Consider the following 12,030-nt stretch of genomic DNA (forward strand, 5'->3'; position numbering starts at 1 on the left):
AAATCGTCAAAGTCGTTTTCATAAATGTAATAGCCGTAGCCGTCAAATGTGAAAACTTTTACTACGCTTCCGTCTTCTTCTTCAACTTGCAATTTCTTAAGATTCTTATCAACTGCAATATTGAGGAATGAAGTAACTTCTTTCCATTCTGTTCCAGTTATAGGAGCGGCTACGATTTCGTATAATTTGCCGTCTTTGATTCTATAACCAGCATAGCCAGACACCGTGTTATAAACGCCTTGGAATTCAGGAACTTGTAAAAATTCCTTTATTGCCGCTTCTGTTCTATCTGGAGTTCCGCCTTCCTCCTCGATAGATAATTTCGCTTGCTCTTCGATGCTTTTTACATCAACGGAATAGCTGGAATTTACTTGGTCAGCGCAGCTAACCGCTATCGTAAGGCAAGCAATGAGTAAAATTGTTGTGAGCTTCTTCATTATAGCTCCTCCTTTATAATTAGATTTTTGAAAGCATTGTAATTATACTTTCTATATATAAGATAATCATTTTTTTCCAATAGTCAAGAACTTTTTTCTTAAAAAACCCAAATTTTAGCCATAAATTCCAAATTTTCAATTAAATTCAAATTGTAATACTACATTTAATACAAAATTCACATTAAAAAAATTCTAATAAGAAAGTTATAGAAATTTATAATAAATTAAGAAATTAAAAATAATAAAGTTAGGAATAATCCAAGCAATCCAAATAAAGTGGATTACTTCGGCTATAAATAGCCTCGTAATGACAGTAAAAATATCTTCATTGCAAATATTTTTAATAATTAAGTCATTGCGAGCGATAGCGAAGCAATCTATTATTAATAAAACTAAATTTTAAAATAACATTTTATTTTAATTGGATTACTTCGGACTTCGTCCTCGTAATGACAATTATAAACCTGACAACAAGGGGTTTTAACCCCTTGCGTGCAGTGTGACATATGCATGCAAATTAGAAAAATGACACAATGGGCTTCCCGAAGGGACGCAGAAGCGAAAGCCACATTGTTATTAGAAATGTTGACGAATTCTGAATTGGATTACTTTGGCTACGACTTGTAATGACTATACATTTCTGTCATTGCGAAGGCATTGCCTGAAGCAATCCAAATAAAGTGGATTACTTCGGCTATAAATAGCCTCGTAATGACAAATCAAGTCGTCATTGCGAGCGACTGTAAGGAGCGTGGCAATCCATATTAAAAAAAGCGATGCTAGGCTAAAAGCCCACACGCTAAAAGTGGGCAGTCGCCTAATGCATTGAATGGGTTTTTAGTCATAAGATTACTATAACAGAATAATTTTATTTGTCAAAATAGAATTTTCAATTTTATTATTAAAAACAAATAAAAAAAGAGCCGTGTAATAACGACTCTTTTCTATAATTTGAATTTAATTATTTTTCCAAATAAGCGTAATTGAATCTATGGAAACCTAAAGGATTATAAACGACACCTTTGAGTTTAGGATTTACAAGCAAAGGTTCGGTATAAAAATAAATCGGAATCGCTCCCATATCGTCTATAAATATTTTTTCCGCTTCATGCATAGCCGCCATTCTCACATTCTGGTCACCCGTAGACGCTGCTCTCTCTATAAGCTCGTCATATCTTCTATTGCTATATCCTCCGTTATTTTGAGTATTATAGCTTACAAATAAACTCATCATTGACATTGGGTCCATATAATCCGAAGACCAGTAAAGCCTTCCAATCATAAAATTCTTTTCAAGCAGAGTTTGTCCGAGTAAAGCGTTGTCAATTTGAGTTATCGAAGAATCTATATTAAGATGCTCTTTCCACATTTGCTGAACCGCTTCGAATATTCCCACATGATTTCCTGGGTCCGTTTTAAATTCTATAACGGGAAAGCCCGCTCCGTTTGGATAGCCCGCTTCCGCTAAAAGTTGTTTTGCCGTTTCTATATTATTACTGTAGCCTTCTTTTGAAATATCGTATAAATCGCCCGCGTTTTCTCTGAAATCTCCGCTCACATCATTAACGGCATACGGTATCCATCCGCCCGCTGGTTTTTGTCCGCCTTTTGTAACATTTTCCACAATATAGTTTCTGTCTATTACCAAAGACAAAGCCCTTCTTACTCTCGCGTCTCTCAAATATCTATTGGTAACATTTATAGGATAATAGTAAGTTGCAATTAGAGGTTTAATTTGTATCAAACCCTCTTCCGTTAAAGTCGGTATATCCTGTTGAGGAGGTTCGTAAGCCATATGCAAAGTTCCGTCTTTTATTCCAGCAATCGCCGCCGCTTCGTCTTGCATAAATACGAATGTTATTTTTGGAGCGATTATAGTGTCGGCATTCCAATAATTAGTGCTTTTTACCATAATTATATTTTCGTCTATATTTCGTTCGCTCATAACATAAGGACCGTTTCCAATATAAGTTTCGGGGCTTAAAGTCCATCTGTCGCCATGTTCTTCTATTATATCTCTTCTTAAAGGAGCGTAAGTTGGAAAAGCGGTAAGTTCAAGAAAATATGCCGTTGGAGCTTCCAATTCCACTTCCAAAGTATAATCGTCTATAGCTTTTACTCCCAAACTATCAACGGGTAAATTTCCCGCCGTTATATCTCTCGCGTTTTTCACGGGTTCATGCTGATAACTAAATTCGCTCGCAACATCGGGGTCAACTTCCCTTCTCCAGCTATAAACAAAATCTTCCGCAACAACTGGTTTACCGTCCGACCATAAAGCGTTGGTTCTCAAATGAAAAGTATAAATCTTTCCGTCCGAACTTATATCCCAGCTTTCCGCCACGCCTTCCACTACATTATTGTTTCTGTCCCTCGTAGTCAAACCCTCGAATACATGCTGAATATAAATTACGCCGTATATTTGAGCGTTAAAACTCGGGTCTATAGTTTTTGGTTCTACGCTTAAATTAACGATTATCTCCGAGTCTGAAGTTTTGGAGACATTCGAGCATGCGTAAAAAACCAAAACAACTAATGACAAAATCAATAATAAAATTTTTTTACTATTCATAGTTAATACCTCTTTTTTTATTAAATTACTATGACAAGTATTTTATATTATTTTTATAAATTAGTCAAATTGTTTTTATAAAATCATCCCCACAGTCAATATTCTCCCAATTTGCTTTCCGTCTCTTCTATAAGAATAAAATATTTCATTATAACTATTTAGATTTGATAGTTCAATATTTTCTTCCGAAAGTCCTAAGTCAGTCATTTGCAAAACAGCTTCCATTCCGTTGTCGACATGCCATTTTCCGTTTATAATTCTTTTCGCCCTAAAATGAATCGCCACTTCCTCGCCAACTTCGTAATCTTTTTCAAATATATGCGCTCCAATATACGCGTAAATTGTTCTCGTATCGATATTATATTCTTTTTTCATTAATTCTATAGTTTTTGGAATTATTTTTTGAACAGTTCCTCTCCAGCCCGAATGAATAGCCGCCATAGATTTAGTTTCTTTACAATATAAAATAACGGGAAGACAATCCGCAGTTTGAATTACCAGAGGAATATTTTTCAAATTTGTAATCAAAGCGTCCGTTTCTTTAACGGGATTTTCTTTACTATAAATATCTTTATTATTTTCGTCTATTTTTACAATATTGTCTTTATGAACCTGATTCATAAAAATAGCTTTTTTTATATCCAAATTAATTTTATCAAAAAAATCAATTTCAAGTTTTTTTCTATAATCTTCGGTAATATCCGAAGCCTTTATACCTACTCCTTTTGACGAAGAGGCTATAAATATTTCTTTATTGTCGCTATTAAACGGATAGAAAATATCGCTCATTATTCAATTTTTTTCGTTTTCACTTTTTTAAGTTTAATTTCTTTTTCCAGTTCTTTTACTCTTTCCGCCAATTCTCTATTTTCTTTTCTTCCGTTTTCCATAATGTTTTCGTAAAGAATAACAATTTTTTGCGCGTATTCGAGTTTTTCCCTCAAACTCGCTATCTCTTCTTTGTAGATTTCAATTTTGGAGGCAAGCAGTTTATTATCTTCTTCCAAATCCGAAATAATTTCTTTGTCGTTGTATTCCACTTTTCAAACCTTAAATTATTTATTATATACTATATAGTATGTAAATAATAATCCAATTGTCAAGTGCAAAAGCTAAATTTTTGACATAATAATATCGCCCATTTCCGAGCATCCGACTTTTTCATATTTACGCGATAATTCTTTATCTTTAGGCATCAAGTCCGCCGTTCTGTAATTTTCTTCGATAGTTTTATAAACCGCGTTTTCAATATCTTCCGCTTCTTCAAATAAATTAAAAGAATACCTAAACATCATAGCCAGAGACAAAATAGCGCCGATTGGATTTGCAATATCTTTTCCCGCTATATCGGGAGCGGAACCATGAATAGGCTCATACATGCCAAGCGAACCGTCCGATAAACTTGCAGAAGGCGACATTCCAATCGAACCAGTAAGCATACTTGCCTCGTCAGAAAGTATATCTCCAAACATATTTTCCGTCACGATAATTCCAAACTGCGAAGGATTGGCGATTAGCTGCATCGCCGCGTTATCGACATACATATCGTTATATTCTATTTCTTTATATTCTTTAGCCAAATCGTTCATTATTTCTCGCCATAATTTTGAAGTATATAAAACATTTGCCTTATCTACCGAAGTGACATTTTTTTTATTTTTTTTAGCCAAATCAAAAGCGACTTTTCCTATTCTCTTTATTTCATCCTCTCTATAAACCATAATATCGCTTGCCTGCCTCATGTTATCAACGGTTTCAAAAGAATGACTGCCAAAATATATTCCGCCCGTAAGTTCTCTAACTATAATAAAATCGCATTCAATTATTTTTAAAGGCGACGCGTATTCGAGAGGTTTTAAAATTTTTGTCGGTCTAATATTTGCGTAAAGATTCATTTCTTTTCGTAATTTCAATAATCCTCTTTCGGGGCGCTTTTCGGGTTCCACATTATCCCATTTATAACCGCCTACCGAACCGAGCAAAACCGAATCCGATTTTAAGCATTTTTCCAAATTCTCATCCGTCAAAGGAACGCCGAATTTGTCAATCGAACATCCGCCCATATCGACATATTCCAAATTAAATTTATGCGAATATTTTTTTTCAATTTTTTTTAATATATCAACCGCTCTTTCTATAATCTCGGGACCGATTCCGTCTCCTTTGATAACCGCAATATTTTTTTCAATATTTTTTTTAATTTCCGCCATAATAAACAACCGTTTTTTATTTTTATAATTATTTAACTTTTTGATTTTATAGAATTCAAAAGCCCGTTCGAGTTTATAATATTTTTAATAAACTCTGGAAAAGGCTCGGATTTATAAGTTTCGTTTTTCGTAATATTTTTTATTATTCCGCCGTCAAAATCGACTTCAATCTCGTCTTTATCTTCGATTTTTTTACTCGCTTCTTCGCATTCCAAAATTGCAAGTCCTATATTAATAGAATTTCTATAAAATATTCTTGCAAATGAAGACGCTATTACGCAGGATATTCCCGATTCTTTTATCGCTATCGGCGCATGCTCTCTCGAAGAACCGCAGCCGAAATTATCGCCTCCGACTATAATATCGCCTTTTTGGACTTTATTTACAAAATCTTTATCTATATCTTCCATACAATGAGAGGCAAGTTCTTTATGATTAGCCGTATTCAAATATCTTGCGGGAATAATTACATCCGTATCGATATTGTCTCCGTATTTATGAACATAACCTTTAGCTTTCATTTAATCTCTCCTATTATTTTATTAATTATTTAGGTTCGGTTATATATCCCGTTAACGCGCTGTAAGCCGCAGTCGCTGGACTTGCCAAATAAACCTTTGAAGTTTTATCTCCCATCCTTCCAACGAAATTTCTATTCGTAGTCGTTACGGCAACTTCATCATGAGCGAGAATTCCCATATATCCGCCCAAACAAGGTCCGCATGTCGGAGTCGAAACCGCGCATCCAGAATCTATAAATATATCCATATAGCCTCTTTTGATGCATTCTTTATAAACTTGCTGAGTCGCGGGAATTATAATGCATCGCACATTTTTCGCTATTCTTTTTCCTTTCAATATATTAGCCGCAGTTTCCATATCCGAAATTCTTCCGTTGGTGCATGAACCTATAACGACTTGGTCTATCTTTATATTTTTAAGTTCTTTAGCTTCTTTCGTATTTTCTGGCAAATGCGGGCAGGCAACTGTAGGCTCTATAGAAGACAAATCAATATCTATAATTTTTTCGTAAATCGCATTTTCGTCCGCTTTGAATATTTTATAATCTCTATGAACTATATCTTTCAAATAATCTATGGTTTTATCGTCCGTTTCAAATATTCCGTTTTTCGCTCCCGCTTCTATAACCATATTTGAAATGCAGGCTCTGTCGTCCATAGTCAAAGATTTTAGTCCTTCTCCCGTAAACTCCATAGATTTATATAAAGCGCCGTCAACTCCGATATTTCCAATAATATGAAGAATGACATCTTTACCAGAAACATTATCTTTTAATTTTCCTTTCAAATTAAATTTAATAGCAGAAGGAACTTTAAACCAAACTTCTCCCGTAGCCATAGCCGCCGCCATGTCTGTGCTTCCAACTCCCGTAGAAAAAGCCCCAAAAGCTCCGTAAGTGCAGGTATGGGAATCCGCTCCAATTATAAGTTCGCCTGGGGCAACCAAACCTTTTTCGGGCAAAAGAGCATGTTCGACTCCCATATCGCCAACATCGTAATAATGTTTTATATCGTATTTATTTGCAAAATCTCTGCATTGTTTACATTGTTCCGCCGCTTTAATATCTTTATTTGGGGCGAAATGGTCCATAACCAAAGCGATTTTTTCATTGTCAAAAACTTTATCGAATCCGTATTTTTCAAATTCGTTAATCGCTACGGGACTCGTTATATCGTTTCCCAATACCAAATCGGTTTTTACTTTAATAAGCTCTCCCGCTTCCACTTTCTCGGCTTCACAGTGCGCCGCTAAAATTTTTTGAGTGATAGTCATATTATAATCCTTTTTTAATTTGATTTATAATTATTATAATTTATTTAAGGCGTTAATATAAGCCTTCAAACTTGCTTCTATAACATTTGTGCTAACCGCTCTTCCTATAACCATTTTATCTTTATCAGCCGATAGTTTTACTATAACCTCTCCCAAAGCGTCCTCGCCTTCCGTAATTGCCTGTATGCTGTAAGTAGACAATTTTGCCTTATTTGAAGTTAAAGAATCTATAGCGCAGAATGCCGCGTCAATCGGTCCGTTTCCTTTGGCTATTCCTTCGACAATATTATTATCATTGTAAAGTATCGAAACTGCAGCCAAAGAAGATATATCGCTTCCCGAATTAACGACAAAACTTTTTAAAGAATAAGCGGGATTTTCAATAGCCGTGCCGCTTCCTATTACCAAAGCCTCTATATCCGAGTCGGTAACTATTTTTTTCTTATCCGCCAAATTCTTAAAGTTTATAAAAGCCTCTTCCAAAGTTTTATCGTCAATATCGAAACCTAAAGATTCCACTCTGTCTTTGAACGCATGTTTTCCAGAATGCTTTCCCAAAACCATTTTATTTTGAGGAATTCCTATATCTTCAACATTCATTATTTCGTAAGTGCTTCTCTCTTTAAGAACTCCATGCTGATGTATTCCCGCCTCATGAGCGAAAGCGTTTGCCCCGACTATTGCCTTATTTGGAGCGACAACCATACCAGATATTGTAGACAATAATTTTGAGATTTTATATATTCGCTTCGTATTAATATCGGTATAAGCGTCATAGAAATCTTTTCTCGTTTTTATTCCCATAACAATCTCTTCCAAACTTGCGTTGCCAGCGCGCTCTCCGATTCCGTTTATCGTGCATTCCACTTGAGTAGCTCCCGCCAAAACCGCGGCTAAAGAATTTGCCGTCCCCAATCCCAAATCGTCATGGCAGTGAACTGATATGTCGACTTTATCGATTCCTTTAACATTCTCTTTCAAATATTTTATCAAGTCCGCCGTTTCAATCGGAGTCGCATAACCGACAGTATCTGGAACATTTATCGTAGTCGCGCCGTTTTCTATGGCAACGGAATACGCTTTCGCTAAAAATTCTCTATCGCTTCGAGACGCATCTTCTGCGGAAAATTCTATAAACTCGAATTTCGTTTTTGCGTAAGAAACCGATTCTTTTATAGCTTCCAATACCTGCTCTCTCGTCATTTCAAGTTTATGCTTCAAATGAATGTCGCTTGTCGCTATAAAAGTGTGTAGCATCGGATGTTTCGCTTCGGATAAAGCTTCGTAGGCTCTATCGATATCTTTTTTTGAACATCTTGCCAAACTCGCCAATTTTGCGTTTTTGACGACTTTGCTAATTTCTTTTATCGCTTTAAAATCGTCATCCGAGCAAATTGCAAATCCGCCCTCGATTATATCGACTCCCAATTTATCCAATTCGGCTGCCATTTCTAATTTTTCGTTTAAATTCATTGTGCAGCCCGGGGATTGTTCGCCGTCTCTTAAAGTAGTGTCAAAAATTTTTATCTTTCTCATTTTTAAACCCTATATAAATCAAGAATTAAAAAATATTATTAAATATAAATTATTTTTTAATCCAGCTCATCATTTTTCTTAATTCAGCGCCGACTCTTTCCAATTTATGCTCGCTTTCAACTCTTTTTGTCGCGTTAAATTTCGCTTTTCGTCCAGAGCTAAATTCCTGCATAAACTCGCTTGCAAAAGTTCCGTCCTGAATTTCTCTTAAAACTCTTTTCATTTCTTTTCTCGTCTCTTCCGTTATCATTCTTCTTCCCGTTCTATAATCTCCGTATTCCGCCGTATTTGAAATAGAATATCGCATCATTGCAAAACCGCCCGAATATATCAAATCGACTATCAATTTCATTTCATGGATGCATTCAAAATAAGCCATTTCTGGTTCATATCCCGCTTCAACCAAAGTATCGAATCCAGCTTTCATAAGTTCTGTGACGCCTCCGCATAAAACCGCCTGCTCTCCGAATAAATCCGTTTCCGTTTCTTCTCTGAAAGTCGTTTCCAATATTCCCGCTCTGCCCGCTCCGATTCCGCACGCGTAAGCCAAAGCGTAATCTTTTGCTCTTCCGCTGAAATCCTGATAAACGGCTATCAAACTTGGAACTCCTCTTCCTTCAAAATACTGACTTCTAACGGTATGCCCAGGTCCTTTTGGAGCAACCATTATAACATCTATATTTTTTGCTGGAACTACAAACTGAAAGTGAATATTAAAGCCATGAGCGAACATCAATATATTTCCTTCTTTCATATAAGGCGCTACTTGACTATTGTATATGTCGGCTGAAACTTCGTCTGGAACAAGCATCATAACAATATCCGCCGCCTTTGCCGCTTCCGCAACTTCCATAACTTTTAATCCCGCTTCTTCCGCTTTCTTAAAGTTGGCGCTGTCTTTTCTTAATCCCACTATGACTTTAACGCCGCTTTCTTTTAAGTTTTGAGCATGCGCATGTCCCTGACTTCCAAATCCCATTATGGCTACCGTTTTATTATCCAATAACCCTAAATTGCAATCCGCGTCATAATATTTTTTTATCATTTTAATTCTCCTTGAATTTTAAAATATTTTAATTTTTTATTTATAATTATTATCAATTAATTTATTATTAATCAATAATTATCGGTTAAATCAATAGTTGGAATTTTATCTCCTTTTTCCATCGCGGTAATTCCCGTCCTCGATTGTTCTAAAATCTTAAAATTTGAAATATCTTCCAAAAATTTATCTATGGTTTCGGGTTTATCCGTAAGTTCCGTTATTATTCCGCCCGAAAACTCGTCTCTAATTTTAGCTCCGTATTTATTTACGATATCGCATAATATATTTTTTTTAGAATCTTCTACGGCTATTTTCAATAATAATAAATCTCTTTCTATAATATTTTCGTTATTGAGCAAAAATACCGAATGAATCTCTATCAATTTCGCCGTTTGTTTAACTATTTGAGATATTTGCGCTTCGTCTCCTTCCGTTACTATTGTCATCCTTGAAATATTCGGATAGCAAGTAACCGAACAAGTTATACTTAATATATTGAATCCTTTCTGACTAAATAAAAGGCAAACTCTCGTAAGAACGCCCGAACTATTTTCGGCAAATAAAACTAAAATTCTTTTTGTCATTTTTTAATCCTCTTTTTTATTTTATCTATCATTAATTTAATATAATATCTTCCACAGTTCCTCCAGACGGAATCATAGGCAAGACTTTTAAATCTTTATCTATCACGCATTCTATCCAAACTGGAACTTTTTCTTTTAAAGCGTTTTCAAAAACTTTTTCAAATTCTTCCAAACTTTCGCATTTAAAACCTTTCGCTCCAAATCCTTCGGCAATTTTAATATAATCCATTTTTTTATTCATATCCGTGCTTGAATATCTGCTTTCATAAAATACGCTCTGCCATTGTCTAACCATACCCAATGTATTATTATTAAATATTACCGATATTATTGGAAGTTTATATTCTATGGCGGTAGCGACTTCGTTAAAATTCATATAAAAAGAGCCGTCTCCCGTTATATGAACGACATGTCTATTCGGCATTGCAATTTTAGCTCCGATAGAAGCGCCGTATCCGAATCCCATAGTTCCAAGTCCTCCGCTCGTTATAAAACTTCTTGGCTTCGTATGGTGAAGATATTGAACCGCCCACATTTGATGCTGTCCGACATCCGTCACATATACGACATTATCTTTACATTTATAACCGATTGATTCTATAATATTTTTAGGATGAAATATATTGTCTTTTGAATATTTTTTTGTATTGTTTTCTTCTTCTTTCGATTTTAAACTCGACAATTTTGAAACCCATTCATCGCTGTCGGCTCTATTAACCAATTTTGAAAATTTATCCAAAACATCATTAATATCCCCTATTATGCTATAATCGACTTGAACATTTTTATTAACCTCGCTTCCGTCTATATCTATATGCACTTTTTTCGCTTTATTTCCAAATTTTGAAGTATTGAGGGCTACTCTGTCGCTGAATCTCGTTCCTACCGCAATTATCAAATCTGCTTCGTTTATAACTTTATTTGCAGTTTCGCTTCCATGCATTCCCAAGAGTCCCACATTTAAAGGCTCGTTATATCCTAAAGTTCCCGCTCCCATTATCGTATGAACGGACGGAATATTTGTTCTAATCATAAAATCTCTTAATTTAGAACTAGAATCTTTAGCTCCGCCGCCGAAATATATAATAGGTTTTTTAGACTCGTTTATTAACTTTGCCACATTTTCTATAACTCTTTCGTCTTCCACTCTGATTTTTGGATTTTTCAATTTAGTTTTTTCTTTGCGGACAAAATCCGTAATATCCGAAGTTATATTTTTAGGAACATCGATTAAAACGGGACCTTTTCTTCCCGTATTCGCTATTAAAAAAGCCTTTCTTATAGTATCCGCCAAATCCTCGATTTTTCTGACTACAAAATTATGCTTTGTGATAGTCATAGTTATTCCAGCAATATAAACTTCTTGAAAACTGTCTTTACCCATTAAACTTATCGGGACATTTCCTGTTATCGCAACAATTGGAACGCTATCCATATATGCAGTTGCCAAAGGCGTCACCAAATTTGTAGCTCCAGGTCCGCTTGTGGCAAAAACTACTCCCGTTTTTCCGCTAACTCTCGCGTATCCGTCCGCCGCATGTCCCGCTCCGCATTCGTCTACAGGCATTATATGATTTAATTTGTCTCTATATTTATAAAGCGCGTCATATATATATAATACCGAACCTCCTGGGTAGCCGAATATTGTGTCGACTCCCTGCTCTATCAAAACTTCCATGATTATTTCAGAACCGTTTAATTTCATTTTAATAAACTCCATAATTATAAATTTTAATTATTATATTTTTAATATAATAAAACGAATTTTAATTTTATATAATTTTTTTAGATTTACAGGATATTGAATAGAATAGACAAGACAAGAATGACGAGATTATTTTTATTATTATAT

The 12,030-nt window shown here is 35.0% G+C and carries 11 protein-coding genes; all 11 read right to left on the reverse strand.

Going from position 1 to position 12,030, the window contains the following annotated elements:
• On the reverse strand, window positions 1-437 hold a 437-nt coding region (locus ACR0QS_RS06305), incomplete at its 3' end, for a hypothetical protein (RefSeq protein ID WP_432632591.1).
• Window positions 438-1,398: 961 nt separating this feature from the next.
• On the reverse strand, window positions 1,399-3,009 hold the full coding sequence (locus tag ACR0QS_RS06310; protein WP_432632592.1) for a peptide ABC transporter substrate-binding protein: 1,611 nt from the start codon (window positions 3,007-3,009) through the stop codon (window positions 1,399-1,401).
• A gap of 75 nt (window positions 3,010-3,084) precedes the next feature.
• The gene (pgeF, locus tag ACR0QS_RS06315; RefSeq protein ID WP_432632593.1) at window positions 3,085-3,798 is read right to left on the reverse strand and encodes a peptidoglycan editing factor PgeF; all 714 of its coding nucleotides are present in this window, start codon (window positions 3,796-3,798) and stop codon (window positions 3,085-3,087) included.
• Window positions 3,798-4,049 carry a hypothetical protein gene (locus ACR0QS_RS06320; protein ID WP_432632594.1) on the reverse strand — a complete coding sequence of 84 codons (252 nt, stop codon included), beginning with the start codon at window positions 4,047-4,049 and terminating at the stop codon, window positions 3,798-3,800. The genes pgeF and ACR0QS_RS06320 overlap by 1 nt, the downstream gene beginning before the upstream one ends.
• Before the next feature lie 72 nt (window positions 4,050-4,121).
• Complete coding sequence (gene leuB / locus ACR0QS_RS06325) at window positions 4,122-5,198, reverse strand: 3-isopropylmalate dehydrogenase (RefSeq protein ID WP_432632601.1); 1,077 nt, start codon at window positions 5,196-5,198, stop codon at window positions 4,122-4,124.
• Between the two features lie 53 nt (window positions 5,199-5,251).
• The gene (leuD, locus tag ACR0QS_RS06330) at window positions 5,252-5,740 is read right to left on the reverse strand and encodes a 3-isopropylmalate dehydratase small subunit (RefSeq protein ID WP_432632595.1); all 489 of its coding nucleotides are present in this window, start codon (window positions 5,738-5,740) and stop codon (window positions 5,252-5,254) included.
• Window positions 5,741-5,765: 25 nt separating this feature from the next.
• Window positions 5,766-7,013, reverse strand: a complete 1,248-nt coding sequence (gene leuC, locus ACR0QS_RS06335; protein ID WP_432632596.1) for a 3-isopropylmalate dehydratase large subunit — start codon at window positions 7,011-7,013, stop codon at window positions 5,766-5,768.
• Between the two features lie 33 nt (window positions 7,014-7,046).
• Window positions 7,047-8,549 (reverse strand): 2-isopropylmalate synthase, encoded by a 1,503-nt coding sequence (locus tag ACR0QS_RS06340; RefSeq protein ID WP_432632597.1) that lies wholly within the window; start codon window positions 8,547-8,549, stop codon window positions 7,047-7,049.
• A gap of 49 nt (window positions 8,550-8,598) precedes the next feature.
• Complete coding sequence (gene ilvC, locus ACR0QS_RS06345; RefSeq protein ID WP_432632598.1) at window positions 8,599-9,594, reverse strand: ketol-acid reductoisomerase; 996 nt, start codon at window positions 9,592-9,594, stop codon at window positions 8,599-8,601.
• A 71-nt stretch (window positions 9,595-9,665) separates the two neighbouring features.
• Window positions 9,666-10,178 carry an acetolactate synthase small subunit gene (gene ilvN, locus ACR0QS_RS06350; RefSeq protein WP_432632599.1) on the reverse strand — a complete coding sequence of 171 codons (513 nt, stop codon included), beginning with the start codon at window positions 10,176-10,178 and terminating at the stop codon, window positions 9,666-9,668.
• Between the two features lie 31 nt (window positions 10,179-10,209).
• On the reverse strand, window positions 10,210-11,883 hold the full coding sequence (ilvB, locus tag ACR0QS_RS06355) for a biosynthetic-type acetolactate synthase large subunit (RefSeq protein ID WP_432632600.1): 1,674 nt from the start codon (window positions 11,881-11,883) through the stop codon (window positions 10,210-10,212).
• Window positions 11,884-12,030: the final 147 nt, after the last annotated feature.

It is taken from the genome of Brachyspira sp. (genome assembly GCF_050873525.1).
GTDB lineage: Bacteria > Spirochaetota > Brachyspiria > Brachyspirales > Brachyspiraceae > Brachyspira.

Coding starts and splice junctions, on each gene's coding strand:
- ACR0QS_RS06310 (WP_432632592.1), bottom strand. CDS start 3,009: ATGAATAGTAAAAAAATTTTATTATTGATTTTGTCATTAGTTGTTTTG.
- pgeF (WP_432632593.1), bottom strand. CDS start 3,798: ATGAGCGATATTTTCTATCCGTTTAATAGCGACAATAAAGAAATATTT.
- leuD (WP_432632595.1), bottom strand. CDS start 5,740: ATGAAAGCTAAAGGTTATGTTCATAAATACGGAGACAATATCGATACG.
- leuC (WP_432632596.1), bottom strand. CDS start 7,013: ATGACTATCACTCAAAAAATTTTAGCGGCGCACTGTGAAGCCGAGAAA.
- ACR0QS_RS06340 (WP_432632597.1), bottom strand. CDS start 8,549: ATGAGAAAGATAAAAATTTTTGACACTACTTTAAGAGACGGCGAACAA.
- ilvC (WP_432632598.1), bottom strand. CDS start 9,594: ATGATAAAAAAATATTATGACGCGGATTGCAATTTAGGGTTATTGGAT.
- ilvN (WP_432632599.1), bottom strand. CDS start 10,178: ATGACAAAAAGAATTTTAGTTTTATTTGCCGAAAATAGTTCGGGCGTT.
- ilvB (WP_432632600.1), bottom strand. CDS start 11,883: ATGAAATTAAACGGTTCTGAAATAATCATGGAAGTTTTGATAGAGCAG.